The sequence below is a fragment of the Methylobacillus sp. MM3 genome, from assembly GCF_001645185.1.
GTDB lineage: Bacteria > Pseudomonadota > Gammaproteobacteria > Burkholderiales > Methylophilaceae > MM2.
In genome coordinates, this window is record NZ_LXTQ01000020.1 from 220,178 (window position 1) to 238,018 (window position 17,841).

Here is a 17,841-nt window from a genome sequence, read left to right on the forward strand (position 1 = left end):
GGTTTACTGACGCAATTTTTCGATGACGGGACGCGTATCGGGACGAACGTCGCGCCAGAGGTAGAACGATTCCGCCGCCTGCTCCACCAACATGCCAAGACCGTCGGCGACCTGGGCACCCTCCCGCCGCGCGAATTGCATGAAAGGCGTTTCGCGGCCGTACATCATGTCATAAGCCAGCGCGTCGGCCGCAAAAATGCCGGGAGGTATAGGCAGGGCGCTATCGGTCAGCCCGGCCGAGGTGGCGTTGATGATGATGTCGAAGGATAGTCCGGCCAGGGATTCGTAAGTCTGGGCCGAGACCGTGCGGCTGAGTACGTCGCGCTGCTCGACCTTGCGTTGCATTTCCAGCGCGCGATCCACTGTGCGGTTGGCGATGACGAGCAGAGCCGGATCCTGATCCAGTAAAGGATAAAGAACACCCTGGGCCGCACCACCGGCCCCCAGTAACAGAATGCGTTTTCTTTCAATGGCGATGCCGAGGTTGTTCTGGATGTCGCGCACCAGTCCGGCTCCGTCGGTATTGTCGCCTATGATGCGGTCTTGCTCGAATTTGAGAGTATTGACCGCTTCGGCGTACCTGGCACGCGAAGTCAGTGTGGTCGTCAGCTGAAAAGCCTCCAGCTTGAAAGGCACTGTGACATTGAGGCCCTTGCCGCCTTCATCGCGGAAACGCAGTACCGTTTCACGAAAGGCATCCAGCGGGGAGAGAATTCGCCCGTACTCGATTCCCTGTCCGGTCTGCCGTGCGAATTCACCGTGGATCACAGGCGATTTGCTGTGCTCCACGGGGTTGCCGATAACAGCGTAACGGTCCATCGCCGTCAGTTGCTCCAGGGTAGCCCGGCCATTTTCCAGCCGTTGATTTTCCCGCGCTGTCCGCTTGCTGCGTCGGTAGCGCCTTCGAAACCTTCCAGCACGTTGTAGCAGTTGGTGTATCCCATTTGCGTGGCTGCGGCGGCGGCATTGTGTGAACGGCCGCCAGTACGGCAGATGAACATCACGATTGCTTCACGATCGACTTGCTGGCTGAGTTGGGCGAGAAAGTCGGGATTGGGACGCATATCGGGGTAAAACGCCCATTCGATATGCGCTGCCCCCGGAATGCGGCCAACCAGTTCGAGTTCAGGGCGGGTGCGAACATCGACCAGTCGTGCTGTCTGCACTTCATCGCGGACTTGTTGCGCTTCGGATGGCGTCAGGCAACCGGCGTAAGACAAATGGTTTTCGCGTGCGCGTTGTTGAGCAGTGTTTAAAATGTCATTGAGCGTTCCCATGAGAAACCCTCCGTAGAAATATTCTAATTATAAAGCCTTTTGGAAAAGGATGTGATTGCACCGATTTGGTGCATTTGAATATTCGGGCGCACATTCGTGGTGCGCTGAATTTTGATTCTCTTTTCTAACCTTATGTGTGAAAATAAGAATTTACTTTTGATTAATGGCACGCTTAATGCTTAACAAGCGTGTCTAATTTTTTGTTTAATTGTAGAGCTTTATATTTAGGGAGATTGAGATGGCGGTCGCCGATGTAATGAAAATGGTGAAAGAAAACGAAATCAAGTTCGTTGATTTCCGTTTCACCGACACCCGTGGCAAGGAACAGCACGTTTCCGTGCCGGTATCTGCATTCAATGAAGAGAAGTTCACCGAAGGCCACGCTTTCGACGGCTCTTCCATTGCTGGCTGGAAGGGCATTCAAGCTTCCGACATGCTGCTGATGCCGGATCCGGATACCGCGAATATCGATCCGTTCATGGACGAACCGACCCTGCTTCTGAGCTGCGACGTGATCGAACCGTCCGAAGGCAAGGGCTACGACCGTTGTCCCCGCTCCATCGCCAAGCGCGCTGAAGCTTACCTGAAGTCTTCCGGAATCGGCGATACCGCTTACTTCGGTCCGGAACCCGAATTCTTCATTTTCGACTCCGTGAACTGGCAAGTCGATATGTCCGGCAGCATGTGCAAGATCCACTCCGAAGAAGCCGCATGGGTTTCCGGCGAGAAGTTCGAAGGCGGCAACATCGGCCACCGTCCGACCGTCAAGGGCGGCTATTTCCCTGTTCCACCGGTCGACTCCTTCCAGGACGTGCGCTCCGCAATGTGCCTGGCTCTGGAAGAAATGGGCGTGCCCGTTGAAGTCCACCACCACGAAGTCGCCACTGCGGGCCAGAACGAAATCGGTACCATGTTCTCCTCGCTGACCAAGCGCGCAGACTGGACGCAAATCCTGAAGTATGTGGTACACAACGTTGCGCACCAGTACGGCAAGACTGCCACCTTCATGCCCAAGCCCATCGTCGGCGACAACGGTTCCGGCATGCACGTGCACCAGTCCATCTGGAAGGATGGCAAAAACCTGTTCGCAGGCAACGGCTACGCAGGTCTGTCCGAATTCGCGCTGTACTACATCGGCGGCATCATCAAGCACGCTCGCGCGCTGAACGCGATCACCAATCCGTTGACCAACTCCTACAAGCGCTTGGTCCCGGGCTTCGAAGCTCCGGTGAAGCTGGCTTATTCCGCCCGCAACCGCTCTGCTTCCATCCGCGTTCCGTACGTGCAATCCGACAAGGCTCGTCGTATCGAAGTGCGCTTCCCGGATCCGGGTGCTAACCCGTACCTGGCCTTCACCGCACTGATGATGGCTGGTCTCGATGGCGTTCAGAACAAGATTCATCCTGGCGATCCTGCAGACAAGAACCTGTACGACCTGCCGCCGGAAGAAGATGCCAAGATCCCAACCGTGTGCTCCAGCCTGGAACAGGCTCTGGAATACCTGGATAATGATCGCGAGTTCCTGACCCGCGGTGGCGTGTTCTCCAATGACATGATCGATGCCTACATTGACCTGAAGATGGAAGAAGTCACCAAGTTCCGCATGACGACTCACCCGATCGAATTCGAGATGTACTACTCGATCTAAGACGTTCAGAGGCTTGACGAAAAAGGCGGGGAAACTCGCCTTTTTTGTTGCCCGCAACCCGTCAACTAAACCGGGATTCCATGCGTTGCCTAGGGATTGCAACTGAACTACACTGCAAGCCATGAAAAAGTTAATCTGCTTACTCTTGGGTCTGGGCGTGCACTTCTCCGCCGGCGCCGAAATCTACAAACATATCGATGCCGACGGAAAAGTCACTTATTCCAATATTCCGATGAAAGGCGCGAGCAAGCTCGATATCGAGCCTCCGGCGACGAGCGGCAGCGCACCGGCCAAGAGCACCAAAACGCCTACCCCTGCCAATTTTCCGCGGGTGGAAAAATCCGAGCAGAAACAGCGGGACGAAAAACGTCGGCAGATTCTGCAAGAAGAGCTGGCGAACGAGCGCCTGGCGCTGGAGGAGGCCAAAAAAGCTCAGGCGGAAGGCGAGGCCGACCCCGAAGTGTTCAAGGTCAAGGGCAAGGACGGCAAGACCGTGACGCGTCGCAATGTGGCCAAGTTCCAGGAGAAAATGGAAAGACTGCAGGAAAATGTTTCCTTGCACGAAAAAAACATCGAACTGCTTGAAAAAGAACTCTCGTCACTCAAGTAACATGACCTCATCGCTTTCTGGCCTGGCTTTTGCTTAACCGGAAAGCGATGCCTAATAAAATTCCAAATTCCTTCGTCGGACTCGAACATCTCGCCACAGCAGTTTTGTTGCTCGATGGCGAAAGCCACGTACTCTATGCCAACCCGGCCGCGGAGGTTCTGTTCGCGATCAGCATGAACCAGATGAATGGGTTTCAGCTCGGGCAGATTTTCCCCGGATGCGACACATTGTTATCGGCAGTGGAAAGCGCATTGGCGACCAATAGCCCCTTCCGCGAACATGAGTTGCCGATTACCACACTGAGGCAAGGCAACCTGTCGGTGACGTGTACGGCCACGCCAGTGGATGCTTCGCCGATTCGGCTGGTGCTTGAGTTCCAGCAGATGGACCAGCAATTGCGCATCGCCCGTGAAGAGCGCATGCTGGTGCAACAGCAGGCCAATACGGAATTGCTGCGCAATCTGGCGCATGAAATCCGTAATCCGTTGGGTGGCTTGCGAGGAGCGGCTCAATTGCTGGAGCACGAACTGCCGCAGCAAAATCTGCGTGAGTACACACAAGTGATCATCAAGGAAGCGGATCGCTTGCAATCCTTGATGGATCGGCTGCTGGTCCCGCATCGTGTCCCGAAATACGAACTGACGAATATCCATGAAGTGCTCGAGCGCGTGCGCAGCCTGCTGATGGCGGAATCGCCACGCGGCATTACGATACGCCGGGATTACGATACCAGCTTGCCGGAACTCGTTGGCGATCGGGAAAAACTCATACAGGTTGTCCTCAATATCGCGCGTAATGCCGTCCAGGCGATGCAGGGTCAGGGCGAGATCATCTTTCGCACGCGTGCAGAGCGCCAGGTGACGCTGGTGCGCAAGCGCTATCGCGTCGCTATCAAGCTGCAAATTATCGACAACGGCCCCGGCATCCCGCCGGAAATTCGCGACCGTATTTTTTATCCTTTGGTGTCGGGTCGTGCGGACGGCTCGGGGCTGGGACTCACGCTCGCCCAGACGTTCGTCACGCAGCACCACGGGATGATCGAATGCGAAAGCGAGCCCGGAAATACCTGTTTCACCATTCGCCTGCCCATTGAAAGCACGGCAATGAAGAGCAGCATCAGACAGTGACACTGGCCAAATTAAAAGAGAATACGTATGAAACCGATCTGGATTATTGACGACGACCGCTCCATTCGCTGGGTGTTCGAAAAAGCCTTGGCCCGCAGCGACATGGAGTTCAAGACATTTTCCTCCGCTCCGGAAGCGCTGGCCGCGCTGGCTGAAGAGGAACCGCAGGTCGTGGTAAGCGATATCCGCATGCCCAACGGATCGGGACTGGATTTCCTGCAGGAGATCAAGCAGCGTCTGCCCGACGTGCCCGTCATCATCATGACGGCTTATTCCGATCTGGAAAGCGCCGTGGCGGCTTTTCAGGGCGGTGCGTTCGAGTATCTGGCAAAACCCTTCGATGTCGACCAGGCCATCGACATCATCCGCCGTGCCGTTGAAGAAAGTGCGCGTCAGACAAGCGACGACGAATACCCGCAGGAAACCCCGGAAATCATTGGGCAGGCGCCTGCGATGCAGGAAGTGTTCCGGGCGATCGGGCGCTTGTCTCGCTCCCATGCGACCGTATTGATCAATGGCGAATCCGGGACTGGCAAGGAACTGGTCGCCATGGCATTGCATCGCCATAGCCCGCGTGCCGACAAACCCTTCATTGCGATCAACACGGCGGCCATACCCAAGGACTTGCTGGAATCCGAACTGTTCGGCCATGAACGCGGATCTTTCACCGGCGCGCAGGCCGCACGGCGTGGGCGATTCGAGCAGGCGGACGGTGGGACACTTTTCCTGGACGAAATCGGCGACATGCCTTCCGACCTGCAAACGCGCTTGTTGCGCGTGCTGTGCGACGGTCAGTTCTATCGCGTGGGCGGTCATCAGCCGGTCAAGGTCAATGTGCGCATCATCGCGGCGACGCACCAGGATCTGGAAGAAAGAGTAAAGCAGGGCTTGTTCCGCGAGGACTTGTTCCACCGTCTGAATGTGATACGTCTCCGTCTGCCGCCTTTGCGCGAGCGGCGCGAAGACATCCCGCTGCTGGCACGGTATTTTCTGCAGCAAAGCGCCGTGGAGCTCGGTGTCGAACCCAAGCAACTGTCGGCGTCCGCCCTGCGCTATCTGGCGACGCTCGGCTGGAGCGGCAACGTGCGCCAACTGGAAAACGTCTGCCACTGGCTGACGGTCATGGCGCCGGGGCAGAACATCGATGTTGCCGATCTCCCGCAGGAATTGCGCGAGGATGTCAGCCGGCCGATCAATGTGGCTTCATGGCAGGAGGCGCTGGCGCAAGAGGTTGCGGATGCATTGGCGCGCGGCGAGCAGAATGTGCTTGAAAGCCGCACACATGCTTTCGAACGCATCATGATCATCAAGGCGCTGGAGCATACCGGCGGCCGCCGCATCGAGGCCGCCAATCAGCTTGGCATGGGCCGCAATACGTTGACACGCAAGATTCAGGAGCTGGGAATAGGCGAATAGTTCCGCGTCAGGGCGCGGATGTCAAAGAAAGCCCGCGCGTTTGCAATCACGCAAGGGGTAATACTTTGCGCCCCTTGATGTGTTTGACCAGTATCTTGTAGGTGTCCAGATCGAATATTGCAACGGCGCCGCCTGCGAGTATTTCCACGATCTCGCTTTCATCGCGCGCAGTGCCCAGATACGACCAGCGGTCCACGATATGCATTTCTTCGCGACCATCATGCTTTTCGGGGATACCTATTGGGCTGGCGTACGGCCAGGCGTTGAGCTTCAGTCGGGCAAGGGCTTCTGCCAGACGCAAATCATGACGTAGCGGGTCTTCCTTGCCAACGCAAACGCCATGACATTTTTTGAGCTGATGGGCGAAGCAGGGAGTTGCCTTGGCGCGCGAGGGTTTCTCAATCCCCAGCTGGATCAGGCACAAGCGGTGCGCGTCGGCCAGATCGCGCAAAGTCTGCACCGCTTTGCGCTGTGAAGTAAACATTCCGTAAAGATTGTCAGCGCGGCCGAAATCGATGTCGGCCGCATATTTCAGCGTAACCATGTGGCCGCCCTGCGGCGCTGGCAGCATTTGCCAAGCACATAAATCATTTTCGCGGCGCAGGCGCTGGTTATGGATAGGCTGGAGCTGTTTGATCAGTTTTGCCTCAAGCAGCAGTGCGCCGAGTTCGCCGGCGGTTTCGCGCCATTCGACCCGTTTCAGTTGTTGCGAAATACGCAGCTCTTTAGTACTGCGGTGATCGCCCGAGAAATGCGAAAGCACGCGACTGCGCAGACCTGTGCTTTTGCCGATATACAGCGGCATGTCGTTGTCGCCGTAGAACAGATACACGCCCGGCCCATCGGGAATGTCGTCGATCAATCCTTCCGGGATGTGCGTGGGCAAGGACGGTTTTGCCATCACATGGCGGATCGCGTCGTTGATCGCAGTGGCGTCATGCTCGTGCGGCAGCTGTTTCAGAAATTTTGCCAGCACGCGCGCATCCGCCAAGGCGCGATGACGGTCTTCGACCTGAATGCCCAGGCGCTGGATCAGGCTGTCGAGGTTGTGTTTGTAGAATTGCGGATAAAGCCTCCGCGACAGGCGCACGGTGCAAAGCGTATCGGCCCGAAAGGCGGTTTCCAGTCGCTTGAATTCGTTCTTGATGAAGGCGTAGTCAAAGCGCACGTTATGGGCGACAAAGAGGCGGCCGGCAAGCCGCTGTTGAAGTTCCTCCGCGACTTGCGAAAAAGTCGGTGCGGCTTCGACCATGGCATTGCTGATGCCTGTGAGCTGCTCGATGAATGGCGGAATACGGGCTTCGGGATTGACCAGCGTGCTCCACTCGCGCACCGAGCCGTCGGGATCCATTTCCACCACGCCGATTTCGGTGATGCGGTCATACTGCGGGCTGGTACCCGTCGTTTCAACGTCGACACAGGCAATGGGTTGATCAAGCATCAAATAGATTCAATCGGTTGGGAGTTGGCGTGCGCTTACTTTTCAGCGAGCCAGTGGCCGGATTTTCCGCCCTGTTTTTCCAGCAGCCGGACATCGGTGATTGTCATGCCGCGATCCACGGCCTTGCACATGTCATAAATGGTCAGGAGCGCCACGCTGGTGGCGGTCAGTGCTTCCATTTCGACGCCGGTGCGCCCCACGGTTTCGGCCGTGACGGTGCAATGTATGGTATCGGGTCCGGCAATTTCAAACTCCACGCCCACCTTGGTCAGCGCGATGGGATGACAAAGGGGAATCAGTTCGGAGGTGCGCTTCGATCCTTGAATCGCTGCAATGCGCGCAATGCCGAGCACATCCCCCTTCTTGGCATCGCCTTGCAGGATCAGCGCCAGCGTTTGCGGCTGCATGCGGATGCTGCCGGCGGCACGGGCGATGCGGCGTGTTTCGGATTTGTCGCCCACGTCCACCATGTGCGCCTGGCCTGCTGCGTTAAAGTGTGTAAATTGACCCATCGCGCTATGAACTCTCAAGATGAAGCATATATCATAGCAGGGTGAAATTCGTTTATCTTTTCCTGCTGCTGTTGTGTGTTCCCAACGCCCTTGCCGACGGCCTGCCGGACCTGGGCGATTCTTCCCAGTTGGCGCTGACTGCCCAGGACGAACGCCGCATCGGCGAGGAAATCATGCGCGACGTGAATGCCAGCGGCGATGTCATCAAGGATATCGAAGTCGTCGATTACTTGCAGAATCTGGGCTATCGTCTCGCCGCCAACAGCGGCGATGCTCCTCAGAAATTCACCTTTTTCGTGGTGCAAGACCCCAGCATCAACGCATTCGCGCTTCCTGCCAGCATCATCGGCGTGCACAGCGGCCTTATCATGGCCTCCAGCAGCGAATCCGAACTCGCCAGTGTCATCAGCCACGAAATCGGCCACGTTACGCAACACCATATTGCCCGGATGATCGCCCAGCAGAAACAGGATGCATGGCAATCCTTTGCCGCAATGGCGTTTGCGTTGCTCGCCGCGCGCTCCAATCCGCAACTTGCAGGCGCATCGATGCAGGCAGCACAGGCCGGCGCGATTCAGAAGCAGTTGGACTATACCCGCGAGCATGAACGTGAAGCCGACCGCGTCGGTTTGCAGATTCTCAGCCAGGCGGGGTTCGATACGCGGGCGATGCCGGCTTTCTTCGACAAGCTGATGAAAGGCACGCGCTTTTACGAAGGCAGTGCGCCCGCTTTCCTGCGCACCCACCCGCTGACCACCGAGCGGATTGCCGATGTGCGCAACCGCGTCGAGCAGCTGCCCTATCGGCAGGTCACCGATAGCCCGGAATTCAACTACACCCGGGCCAAACTGCGCGCGATGGTGGGTAATCCCAACCAAGCGGTGCAGTGGTTCCAGTCCATTCTGAATGACAAGAAATACGTCGACGAAGCCGCGCAGCGCTACGGACTGGCCGTGGCATATTTGCGTGCGAACAAGCTGGAGTCGGCGCGAGAAGAAGTGGCCTGGCTACGGAACAAGGCACCGCGCAATCCGATGATCGAAACCCTGGCCGGCAATCTGCTGGTGGCCATGGGCAACGAGCGCCAGGCCGAAGCGCAGTTCAAGCAAGGGCTGGCGGCTTACCCCAACCATCGCGGACTCATTTATGGCTATGGCGAATTGCTGCTGGCAACCGGGCAGCTGGATGCGGCGGTCAAGCTCATTACCGATAAACAGCAAGCCTATCCCGACGATCCCTATTTTTACGAGCTGAAGTCGCAGGCATACACGCGGCTGGGAAAGAATCTGTTACGCCATCAGGCACAAGGTGAGGCGTATTATTTGCGCTACAACCTGCCTGCCGCGATCGAACAGATGGAAATCGCCCTTAGAAGCGGTGATGGCAACTTTTATGAAATGTCGGGTGTTGAGGCGCGGTTGAAGCAAATGCGCTCCATGCTCGCGGAGCCTAAACGATAGGGGTGCAAGTGAATCGCAGATCGATATTGAAGTCGTGCGCGGCCGTGATTTCCCTGCTTGCGCTAGTGCCATTGCATGCGCTGGCTGCTGCCTGGAATCGTCAGGCATTCGAGTCCGACAAAGTTGAAGGTGCCTTGCAAGGCTTGGGGGTGACGGGCGATGAATCCAGCCCGGAGATCGAGATCATCGCGCCGCAAATGGCGGAGAACGGCGCCATTATCCAGATCGAAGTCATCAGTCGCATTCCCGGCACCGAGGCGATCTCCATCCTGGCGGAAAAGAATCCGACGCCGCTGATTGCCAATTTCATGTTTTCGAATGGGGCCGAGCCCTACCTCATCACCCGCATCAAGATGGCGGAAACGGCCGACCTGAAAGTCATCGTCAAAGCCAATGACAAATATTACTCGGCTTCGCGTCGGATTGAGGTTGCTGTCGGAGGGTGCGGTTAATGGCTGACATGATGAAGATTCGCGCGCGCCTCAAGGATGGCGTGACGGAGGTGAAAGTACTGATGATCCATCCGATGGAAACCGGCCGCCGCATCAACGATGTTGGCGAAACGGTACCGGCGCATTTTATCCAGATGGTGACCGCGACGCTGAACGGCAAGACGGTGCTTGAGGCGCAGTGGGGCACCGGCATTTCCAAGAATCCCTACCTGACATTCCGCCTGCGCGGCGCGAGTCTGGGCGACAAGCTCGCCGTGAGCTGGGTAGACAACAAGGGAGCAACGAATGCCATCGAGGGTGTCGTTGAAGGCTCTTAGAGTTAGAGCCTCTTAGAGCATTTCGCGAATTTCGCGCTCGTACTCGGGAAAATAGCGTCCGATCACGGGCAAATTGAACGTTCGCAAGATGCTGGTGTTGGATTCCCGTTCCAGCAGAAAATCGAACGAACGGCTGAGCAGGCGTTCGACGGCAACTTTTCCCTCGGTCAGCTTTTCGGCGTAATCAGGATCAACCGTGACGGTATGCGTGGTGGTTGCTCCGTCCTCAACCGTCACTTCATACGTTGTATCGTTGAGCTTTCTGACTTGTATCATACGGCCTCCAATCGTAAAAGCCTGCTGAAACAGGCTCTTGGAATCAATCCGGTTTCACGGTGGGCTGCAGCATCTGGCGAAGCAGTGGCAGCGTAACCGGCCGCTTGGCAGTGAGCGACCACTTATCCAGTGCATCCAGCGTTGCCATCAGCGTGCGCAAATCGCGTCGCAGATGACGCAAGCAATAATCCAGTACTTCATCGGGCAATTTCATTCCGCGTTCATCGGCATGCGCTTTCAATGCCTGCGCTTTCTCTTCGTCAGAAAGCGGCTGCAACTGATATACCAATCCCCAGGAAAGCCGCGTCGCCAGGTCGTCACGCAATCCCATCTGCATCGGAGCAGCTTCGCCAGCGACAATCAGCGCGCCGCCGCTTTCGCGCAAGCGGTTGTACATATTGAAAAGTGAAATCTGTGCGTTTTCGTCGAGACGCTGGACATCATCCGCAATGCCCAGTGCGACGCCATGCTGCCTGGCAAGTTCACTGCATGCATGCAACAAATGGCTTTTGCCGCTTCCACCGGTACCCCACAGGTAGATGAAACGCACGTCGGCTTTGCCGGTCGCGGCGAGGTAAAGACTGTGCAGGGCCTCGGCATTGCGGCCGGGAACAAAATTTTCCAGCGTCGGCGCTGGGGCCGGCTGGATATCGAGCAGGAGTTGCTTCACTTCAGATAGGTTTCGCTGGAGATATAGGATTGGTTGAGATGGCGCAGGCCGACTGCGATAGCGGCACCGACGGGCAATGCCAGCAATACTCCGGCAAAGCCGAAAAGCTGGCCGCCGGCGAGCAGTACGAAAATGACCGCGACGGGATGAAGGCCGATACGGTCGCCGACCAGCCAGGGAGTCAGCACCATGCCTTCCAGCACCTGGCCGACGGTGAATACAACGGCGATGGGGATCAGCGGCGCAAAACTGGAAAATTGCAGCAATGCTGCCAGGACGGCGAGCACGATGCCAATGGTGATGCCAAGATAAGGCACGAAGCCGAGCAGGCCGGCAATAATGCCGATGGGCAGGGCCAGTTCCAGGCCGGTCATCCATAGCGCGATGGCATAGAACGCGCTCATCATCAGCATCACGGAAAGTTGCCCGCGCAGGAACTCGGCCAGCACCAGATCGATTTCATGAGCGATCAATGCAATTTTGTCATACCAGCGGCGCGGTACGAGTTGGCCAATACGCGCGATCAGTTCGCGCCAGTCCCGCAGCAGGTAAAACAGCACCAGCGGTATCAGCAGCAGGCTCATCAGAAAGCCGAAAAATGCCGCGCCATGCGTGCCGACGATGAGCAGCGCCTGCCCCGCGAAATTGCCGGCGGTTTTCCAGTGTTCGGTCAGCATGGACTGGATCTGGGCCAGGTCAATGGCCAGCGTGATGCCGAAGTACTTGAGAAGCAACGGTTCCAACCAGCTACGCAGGGCTTCAAAATACGCAGGTAGCCGTTGCGTCAGCAGCAGGATTTCTTTTTGCAGCAACGGCACGACGATCAGCAGCAACAGCACGAATAATCCCGTCAAAAGCAGCAGAATCAGCACCGTGGCCGGCGCGCGTCCCAGCTGCCAGCGACCGAAATGGATGCGCATCAGGCGGTCGACGAGCGGGCTGCAGATGTAGGCGAGGATGGCGGCGGTGAGAAACGGCGCAAGAATGTCGCGCAGCAGGTAGAGCAGCACGCAGAAGAGCGCGAGCGCAGCCAACCATTGATAGGGCAGTCCGGTGTCTCGTTTTGCGGCCATTTCGGGTAAAATCACGGTTCTTGAAGCCTGTAATGTATCCTCTGGAAAGCGAGAACTCAACTTGAACCCTTCCGATTCCGCCAAAACCTCGATCAGCTACCGCGATGCGGGGGTCGATATCGAAGCCGGCGACGCGCTGGTCGAAGACATCAAGCCATTTGCCAAGCGCACCATGCGCCCCGAAGTGCTGGCCGGCATCGGCGGCTTCGGCTCGCTGTTTGAAGTCCCCAAAAAATTCAAGAATCCGGTGCTGGTGTCTGGTACTGACGGTGTCGGCACCAAGCTGAAGCTGGCTTTTCAGCTGAACAAGCACGACACGGTCGGCATCGATCTCGTCGCCATGTGCGTCAATGACATCCTGGTGCAGGGCGCCGAACCATTGTTTTTCCTCGATTACTTCGCCTGTGGCAAGCTGGAAGTCGGCGCCGCGGCACAGGTGATCAAAGGCATTGCCGCCGGTTGCGAACAAGCCGGTTGCGCACTGGTAGGCGGCGAAACCGCCGAAATGCCGGGCATGTACCCGCCGGGCGAATACGATCTGGCCGGTTTCTCGGTAGGTGCGGTGGACAAGGACAAAATTATCGACGGCACCACCATCGCTCCGGGCGACGTGGTGCTGGGCCTCGCTTCCAGCGGCGCGCACTCCAACGGCTACTCGCTGGTGCGCAAACTGATCGAGGTTTCCGGCATAGCCATGGACAGCGATTTCCACGGCCGCCCGTTTCGCGATGTGGTGATGGAACCGACCCGCATTTACGTGAAGCCGCTGCTCAAGCTGATCGAGACACTTCCGGTCAAGGGCATGGCGCACATTACCGGTGGCGGCCTGACGGAAAACATTCCGCGTGTTTTGCCAGAGGGCGTCACGGCCGAACTGAAGCGCGGCAGCTGGACCATCCCTCCGCTATTCGGCTGGATGCAGGAACAAGGCAATATCGCCGAAGACGAGATGCTGCGTACCTTCAATTGCGGCATCGGCATGGCAATCATCGTGGCCGCTGAAGACGCCGAGCGCGCAACTGCGCTCCTGGCCGCCGAAGGCGAACAAGTCTTCCGCATCGGGGTCATACGTACCCGCGCCGCAGGCGAGCATCAGACCGTCGTCGCCTGATCTCTGCCAACCGCCTGAGTTCCGGTGCGTTACTGGATTAGGAGGATTTAACCCCATGCTACGCTTGCTCGCCCTTGTCATGCTTTTCGTTGCCAACAGCGCCATTGCTGCGCCGCAGCAATTGACCGCGGTTTATCAGGCCACGCGCAACGGTCAACCGTTCGCCAACGTTACCGAAACCTTTACCCGCGATGGCGAGCGTTACAAGCTTGAAAGCATCACGCAAGGCATCGGCGTTTATGCGCTTTTCGGCAAGCGTCGCTTGTACAGCGAAGGCGAGGTGACAGCCGCAGGTCTTCGTCCGACACATTTCGAACAGCAACAGGGCGATCAGCCTAAAAAAGCCGTATCGGCAGATTTCGATTGGGCTGCCGCGACCCTGACGATGAAATACAAGGGCAAGACCAATAGCGCCCCGCTGGAAGCAGGCGCGCAGGATATCCTGAGCTTTGCCTATCAGTTCATGTTCAAGCCGCCGCAAGGCGATGAGGTCGTTATGCCGGTGACGACAGGTCGGAAAATGCGCGTTTACAGGTATCGTGTCGCGGAGCGTGATGTGGCGGTCGATAGCGAGGCGGGAAAGTACAAGGCGATCCACCTCGTCAATGCTGAACAGGACGATGACCAGAAGGAGCTTTGGCTGGGAGCCGAAGCGCACCATATCCCGGTGCGGATTAGCATGAAGGACGAAAACGGCGCCAAAATCGAGCAGACGCTGACCAGCCTGCATGTGGAGTAAACGCATTTATCGCCCGTTATTCTGGGCGTTGCTGGTTTCGCTGCTGGTACATCTGGCGCTTATTGCTCGCGTATCCTGGTTCGAATGGGACAAGCCTGTAGACGTTCCTCTCATGGTCGCATTGGCTCCGCCGCTGCCGACCAAGACCCCGCTCCAGAAAACTGCGCTGCCGGCCGCCAGCAAGCCCGTCCCTGCTAAACCGGCGCCTACCGTTAAACCTAGGCCGCCGGAGCCACCGCCTCCATCCGAGCCGCTTTTTCCGATTGAACCGTCGGTTCCCGCTATGCAGCCGGTCGCCGAACTCCCTTCCCCAGTGCAGGAAGCGCCGGTTGCCGTCGTCCCCATGCCTGAGCGAGAAGAGCCGGCGCCCATCGCCATGAGCCCGGTCGAAGAAGAAAGCACCGGCCTGCTGCCACCTCCGGAAGAAGCGCAGCCTGCACTGCCGAGCCATGTCGAAATCGAATACCGGATTTTGCGCAAAGGGGATGTGGCCGGCGTGGAGCGGCATCGCTACTTATCCGGGGAAGATGGCCGGTATAGCCTCACCAGCATTGCCGAACCGAAAGGTCTTTTGGCGCTGGCGCTTTCGGACCTGACTCAGAAGAGTGAAGGCATTGTGACTTCGCAAGGGCTCAAGCCAGCGACTTTTGTCTATCGCTACGGCAAGAATCCCAATAAGGAGCAAAGGGCTACCTTCAATTGGGAAATGGGCAAGCTTTTGATGGAAACCGGTTCGCGCCGGCAGGAAGTGCCATTGACGGATGGTGCGCAGGATCTGATGAGTTTCATGTATCAGTTCATGTTCGTGCCGCCGCTACAGGAAATGCAGTTGGCCATTACCAATGGCAAGCGGCTGAAAACATACGCCTATGGATTCGATGGTGAAGAAATATTGCAAACCCCGTTCGGCGAGGTGCGCTGCCTGCATATCGGTAGAAGCAGCGGCGACGGCGAAGAAAAAACGGACCTGTGGCTCGCCGCAGATTATCATTACCTCCCGGTAAAAATCAGCAAAACAGAAAAGGACGGCACGGTGCTGGAGCGCATTGCGACACGCCTGCAAGTGGAATAGCCATGACACAACAACTCCCCAACGAAGCCTTGATGCGCCAGGCAGGCATGGCGCTGGCGACGGTACTCGGACCGCATGGCCCGGCCGACGCCAAACTGAGCGCTTATTTCCGCGAAAACCCCAAGCTGGGCGTCAAGGATCGTGCATTCATTGCCGAATCGGTATATCAGGTATTGCGCCGCAAACGGCTGCTCGAATATCTGGCAGACGGCGTCGATGCGCGTCGCTTGCTGCTGGCAGCCCAGTTGCGTTTGCAGGGCATCAGCCTGCGCGACCTCGGCCCCTTGCTCAACAAGCAGCAAACCGAATGGGCGCATGCGATCAAGGCCAAATCCACGGAGAACCTGCCGCTGGCGATCCAGGCCGACCTTCCCGACTGGCTGTGGGAGCGGCTCGTCGCACAATACGGTGAGCAGGAAGCACTCACTCTCGCGCGCAGCCTGCATCTGGCAGCGCCGCTCGATCTGCGCGTCAACGCTGTCAAGGCGACGCGCGAGGAAGTGCTGGAGCAATTTGCCAAGGACAGGATAGAAGCCATGCCTACCTCCTTGTCGCCCTACGGTATCCGTCTGCAATCCAAGATCACCCTCAATCGCCAGCCGATGTTCATGGACGGCAAGATCGAGGTGCAGGACGAAGGCAGCCAGTTGCTGGCGCAATTGGTCGCGCCGCGCCGCGGTGAAATGGTGGCGGATTTCTGCGCGGGGGCAGGCGGCAAGAGCTTGGCGCTGGGCGCATTGATGCGCAATACCGGTCGCCTTTATGCCTTCGACGTATCGGAAAAACGTTTGCACAATCTCGGACAGCGTCTCAAGCGTTCCGGCCTCTCCAATCTTCACAGTCAGGTGATCGCAAATGAACGCGACGCCAAGCTGAAGCGTTTGGCCGGCAAGTTCGACCGCGTTCTGGTCGATGCCCCATGCAGCGGTCTCGGCACGCTGCGCCGCAACCCCGATCTCAAATGGCGTCAGACGCCGCAGGATATCGAGGAGCTGACTGCCAAGCAGGCGTCCATTCTGCAAAGCGCTGCCAAGCTGGTGAAACCGGGCGGCCGTCTGGTGTACGCCACGTGCAGTTTGCTGCGTGAGGAAAACGAGGCTATCGCGGAGGCTTTCCTGGCGAATCACCCCGACTTCGAACTCGCCAATGCCGCCGAAATTCTGGCCCAGCAGCAAGTCCCGCTGGACACCGGCGGCTACCTCAAACTGATGCCGCAGCAGCACGGTACGGACGGTTTTTTCGCGGTGGCAATGACGCGCAAGAGCTGATCGGAGGCGTCGAGCGGGCTATCTGCCCGGCTTGACGCTTAAAAACATTTGTATGAATATACAGCTCCCCGGCGTGTTCATGCACGCCGGAGAAAAACCTGAGCTTGTTGTTTTATTTGAAAAATCAGGATTCCTGTTTTATTTCTTAACGCTGAAAGATATTGCCTCATGCAGAACCAACTGGATATCTTCGTCGCTTCCCTGAACGAATTCTGGGTTCAGATTGCGACATTTGTTCCCAAGCTCCTCGCCGTCATCATCATTCTCTTCATTGGCTGGGGAATCGCGCGGCTCGCGCGTGCCGGGGTACATCGGTTGCTGAGTTTTGCGCATTTCGACTCGATTGCGCAGAAATCCGGTCTGGAGTCCTTCCTGCAACAAGGCAATGTGCAACTGACGTTGTCCGGCATCATCAGTGAAATCGTCTATTGGCTGGTTATTCTGATGTTCGTGATCACCGGCGCCAACATGCTGGGATTGGCCGAAGTCTCAGGCATACTCGTTGGCCTCGCCGGATACCTGCCGCACATCATCATCGCGATCCTGGTGCTGATCTTCGGCACCTTGCTTGCGCGCTTCATCAATCGCCTGGTGTTTGCCTGGCTGCACAGCATCAAGTTCGAAGGTGCGCTGGCCGTCAGTACTTCAAGCGAGTATCTGGTCCAGGTCTTCGTGCTTTTCGTTGCGCTTGAGCAATTGAATATCGGTACCCAGTTGCTGACAGCCTTGTTCGTGATCGTCGTTGGCGCGGTATTCCTTGCGCTGGCTATTGCCTTTGGTCTCGGCGGCAAGGAATGGGCCGCCAAGGTCATTGAGAGCATTCAGGAAAACGCGAAAAAGAAATGAGCTCAGGTGCGTATCGTCCGGACTTCTTCACATAATCCCCCGCCTGCCGACCCCGGCGGGGTCTCCGATCCTGTCGCGGTACTCAAACTGTTTCGCGTCATCTTTCAGTCGGTCAATCGCCATTCGCACGAAGTCGAGCGCAAAGCCGGCATAGGCGGTGCGCAATTGTGGGCGCTTGCAGAAATTTCCGGGCGGCCCCGCATCACCGTTACCGAGCTGGCCAAGGCGATGTCCATTCATCAATCCACCGCCAGCAATCTGCTGGAAAAGCTGGAAAGCCAGAATTACATCGCCCGCAATCGCAGCGATGAAGACAGGCGCGTGGTCTTGTTGACCCTGACGCCGCAGGGCGAGGAAGTGCTGAACAAGGCGCCGTTGCCGTATCGCGGCGTATTGAGCGATGCGCTGCTGAAACTGGATGCAGCCGGTCTGGCGATGTTGCAGGGAAGCCTCGAACAACTGGTTGCTCAGCTCGAATACAAGCAGCTCAAGGGCGCTTTCGAGCCTTTGGGAAAAATGTGAGCGA

General features: G+C 57.4%; 20 protein-coding genes. 13 read left to right on the forward strand and 7 right to left on the reverse strand.

Annotated features, from left to right (window positions below; translation table 11 throughout):
• Window positions 1–3 precede the first annotated feature (3 nt).
• Window positions 4–819, reverse strand: coding sequence for a shikimate dehydrogenase (aroE, locus tag A7976_RS07915; protein WP_067109785.1), 816 nt, complete (start codon window positions 817–819; stop codon window positions 4–6).
• A 5-nt stretch (window positions 820–824) separates the two neighbouring features.
• Entirely contained in the window at window positions 825–1,277 is a 453-nt protein-coding gene (locus A7976_RS07920) for a rhodanese-like domain-containing protein (RefSeq protein ID WP_067109788.1), read from the reverse strand.
• Window positions 1,278–1,515: 238 nt separating this feature from the next.
• Between A7976_RS07920 and glnA the strand changes: the two genes are divergently transcribed.
• The 4 genes from glnA (at window position 1,516) to ntrC (ending at window position 6,078) form a co-directional block, all read left to right on the forward strand.
• Window positions 1,516–2,925, forward strand: a complete 1,410-nt coding sequence (gene glnA, locus A7976_RS07925) for a type I glutamate--ammonia ligase (protein ID WP_067109791.1) — start codon at window positions 1,516–1,518, stop codon at window positions 2,923–2,925.
• A 121-nt stretch (window positions 2,926–3,046) separates the two neighbouring features.
• Entirely contained in the window at window positions 3,047–3,535 is a 489-nt protein-coding gene (locus tag A7976_RS07930; RefSeq protein ID WP_067109794.1) for a DUF4124 domain-containing protein, read from the forward strand.
• 47 nt (window positions 3,536–3,582) lie between these two features.
• Window positions 3,583–4,662, forward strand: a complete 1,080-nt coding sequence (gene glnL / locus A7976_RS07935; protein WP_067109797.1) for a nitrogen regulation protein NR(II) — start codon at window positions 3,583–3,585, stop codon at window positions 4,660–4,662.
• A gap of 27 nt (window positions 4,663–4,689) precedes the next feature.
• A complete protein-coding gene (gene ntrC, locus A7976_RS07940) occupies window positions 4,690–6,078 on the forward strand; it encodes a nitrogen regulation protein NR(I) (protein ID WP_067109800.1) in 1,389 nt (462 codons plus the stop codon).
• Window positions 6,079–6,124: 46 nt separating this feature from the next.
• Here the strand turns inward: ntrC and A7976_RS07945 are convergent, their stop codons facing one another.
• Together A7976_RS07945 and moaC are read right to left on the reverse strand one after the other, a co-directional pair.
• Complete coding sequence (locus tag A7976_RS07945; RefSeq protein ID WP_067109803.1) at window positions 6,125–7,519, reverse strand: 3'-5' exonuclease family protein; 1,395 nt, start codon at window positions 7,517–7,519, stop codon at window positions 6,125–6,127.
• A 35-nt stretch (window positions 7,520–7,554) separates the two neighbouring features.
• The gene (gene moaC, locus A7976_RS07950) at window positions 7,555–8,031 is read right to left on the reverse strand and encodes a cyclic pyranopterin monophosphate synthase MoaC (protein ID WP_067109807.1); all 477 of its coding nucleotides are present in this window, start codon (window positions 8,029–8,031) and stop codon (window positions 7,555–7,557) included.
• A gap of 41 nt (window positions 8,032–8,072) precedes the next feature.
• Between moaC and A7976_RS07955 the strand changes: the two genes are divergently transcribed.
• From A7976_RS07955 to soxZ, 3 genes are read left to right on the forward strand one after another with little or no spacing between them, the layout of a single operon-like run.
• Complete coding sequence (locus A7976_RS07955; protein WP_067109810.1) at window positions 8,073–9,491, forward strand: M48 family metalloprotease; 1,419 nt, start codon at window positions 8,073–8,075, stop codon at window positions 9,489–9,491.
• A gap of 8 nt (window positions 9,492–9,499) precedes the next feature.
• Window positions 9,500–9,943 carry a thiosulfate oxidation carrier protein SoxY gene (gene soxY / locus A7976_RS07960; protein ID WP_067110251.1) on the forward strand — a complete coding sequence of 148 codons (444 nt, stop codon included), beginning with the start codon at window positions 9,500–9,502 and terminating at the stop codon, window positions 9,941–9,943.
• Window positions 9,943–10,260, forward strand: coding sequence for a thiosulfate oxidation carrier complex protein SoxZ (soxZ, locus tag A7976_RS07965; protein ID WP_067109813.1), 318 nt, complete (start codon window positions 9,943–9,945; stop codon window positions 10,258–10,260). The genes soxY and soxZ overlap by 1 nt, the downstream gene beginning before the upstream one ends.
• A 12-nt stretch (window positions 10,261–10,272) precedes the next feature.
• Here soxZ and A7976_RS07970 read toward each other — a convergent pair whose 3' ends face one another.
• Genes A7976_RS07970 through A7976_RS07980 form a run of 3 tightly spaced genes read right to left on the reverse strand, consistent with a single transcriptional unit; the run spans window position 10,273 to window position 12,294 of the window.
• Window positions 10,273–10,536: a hypothetical protein gene (locus A7976_RS07970; protein ID WP_067109816.1), complete on the reverse strand. Its 264-nt coding sequence runs from the start codon at window positions 10,534–10,536 to the stop codon at window positions 10,273–10,275.
• A gap of 43 nt (window positions 10,537–10,579) precedes the next feature.
• Window positions 10,580–11,206, reverse strand: a complete 627-nt coding sequence (locus A7976_RS07975; RefSeq protein WP_067109819.1) for a DnaA ATPase domain-containing protein — start codon at window positions 11,204–11,206, stop codon at window positions 10,580–10,582.
• Window positions 11,203–12,294 carry an AI-2E family transporter gene (locus A7976_RS07980; RefSeq protein ID WP_240483833.1) on the reverse strand — a complete coding sequence of 364 codons (1,092 nt, stop codon included), beginning with the start codon at window positions 12,292–12,294 and terminating at the stop codon, window positions 11,203–11,205. Before A7976_RS07980 ends, A7976_RS07975 begins: the two co-directional genes overlap by 4 nt.
• 46 nt (window positions 12,295–12,340) lie before the next feature.
• Here A7976_RS07980 and purM point away from each other — a divergent pair, with 46 nt between their 5' ends.
• From purM to A7976_RS08010, 6 genes are all read left to right on the forward strand, one after another.
• Complete coding sequence (gene purM / locus A7976_RS07985) at window positions 12,341–13,390, forward strand: phosphoribosylformylglycinamidine cyclo-ligase (RefSeq protein ID WP_067109823.1); 1,050 nt, start codon at window positions 12,341–12,343, stop codon at window positions 13,388–13,390.
• Window positions 13,391–13,445: 55 nt separating this feature from the next.
• Window positions 13,446–14,129 carry a DUF3108 domain-containing protein gene (locus A7976_RS07990; RefSeq protein WP_067109826.1) on the forward strand — a complete coding sequence of 228 codons (684 nt, stop codon included), beginning with the start codon at window positions 13,446–13,448 and terminating at the stop codon, window positions 14,127–14,129.
• Window positions 14,119–15,201, forward strand: a complete 1,083-nt coding sequence (locus A7976_RS07995) for a DUF3108 domain-containing protein (protein WP_067109829.1) — start codon at window positions 14,119–14,121, stop codon at window positions 15,199–15,201. The genes A7976_RS07990 and A7976_RS07995 overlap by 11 nt, the downstream gene beginning before the upstream one ends.
• A gap of 2 nt (window positions 15,202–15,203) precedes the next feature.
• The gene (locus A7976_RS08000; RefSeq protein ID WP_067109832.1) at window positions 15,204–16,469 is read left to right on the forward strand and encodes an RsmB/NOP family class I SAM-dependent RNA methyltransferase; all 1,266 of its coding nucleotides are present in this window, start codon (window positions 15,204–15,206) and stop codon (window positions 16,467–16,469) included.
• A 168-nt stretch (window positions 16,470–16,637) separates the two neighbouring features.
• Window positions 16,638–17,315, forward strand: a complete 678-nt coding sequence (locus A7976_RS08005; RefSeq protein WP_067109835.1) for a hypothetical protein — start codon at window positions 16,638–16,640, stop codon at window positions 17,313–17,315.
• Between the two features lie 6 nt (window positions 17,316–17,321).
• Window positions 17,322–17,837 (forward strand): MarR family winged helix-turn-helix transcriptional regulator, encoded by a 516-nt coding sequence (locus A7976_RS08010; protein ID WP_205633479.1) that lies wholly within the window; start codon window positions 17,322–17,324, stop codon window positions 17,835–17,837.
• Window positions 17,838–17,841 lie beyond the last annotated feature (4 nt).

Excerpts from the sequence above, each read along its gene's own strand:
- A7976_RS07970 (WP_067109816.1), bottom strand. The coding sequence starts at position 10,536 with ATGATACAAGTCAGAAAGCTCAACGATACAACGTATGAAGTGACGGTT.
- soxZ (WP_067109813.1), top strand. The coding sequence starts at position 9,943 with ATGGCTGACATGATGAAGATTCGCGCGCGCCTCAAGGATGGCGTGACG.
- A7976_RS07920 (WP_067109788.1), bottom strand. The coding sequence starts at position 1,277 with ATGGGAACGCTCAATGACATTTTAAACACTGCTCAACAACGCGCACGC.
- moaC (WP_067109807.1), bottom strand. The coding sequence starts at position 8,031 with ATGGGTCAATTTACACACTTTAACGCAGCAGGCCAGGCGCACATGGTG.
- A7976_RS07930 (WP_067109794.1), top strand. The coding sequence starts at position 3,047 with ATGAAAAAGTTAATCTGCTTACTCTTGGGTCTGGGCGTGCACTTCTCC.
- glnA (WP_067109791.1), top strand. The coding sequence starts at position 1,516 with ATGGCGGTCGCCGATGTAATGAAAATGGTGAAAGAAAACGAAATCAAG.
- A7976_RS08000 (WP_067109832.1), top strand. The coding sequence starts at position 15,204 with ATGACACAACAACTCCCCAACGAAGCCTTGATGCGCCAGGCAGGCATG.
- aroE (WP_067109785.1), bottom strand. The coding sequence starts at position 819 with ATGGACCGTTACGCTGTTATCGGCAACCCCGTGGAGCACAGCAAATCG.
- A7976_RS08005 (WP_067109835.1), top strand. The coding sequence starts at position 16,638 with ATGCAGAACCAACTGGATATCTTCGTCGCTTCCCTGAACGAATTCTGG.
- glnL (WP_067109797.1), top strand. The coding sequence starts at position 3,583 with ATGCCTAATAAAATTCCAAATTCCTTCGTCGGACTCGAACATCTCGCC.
- A7976_RS07990 (WP_067109826.1), top strand. The coding sequence starts at position 13,446 with ATGCTACGCTTGCTCGCCCTTGTCATGCTTTTCGTTGCCAACAGCGCC.
- A7976_RS07995 (WP_067109829.1), top strand. The coding sequence starts at position 14,119 with ATGTGGAGTAAACGCATTTATCGCCCGTTATTCTGGGCGTTGCTGGTT.
- A7976_RS07945 (WP_067109803.1), bottom strand. The coding sequence starts at position 7,519 with ATGCTTGATCAACCCATTGCCTGTGTCGACGTTGAAACGACGGGTACC.
- ntrC (WP_067109800.1), top strand. The coding sequence starts at position 4,690 with ATGAAACCGATCTGGATTATTGACGACGACCGCTCCATTCGCTGGGTG.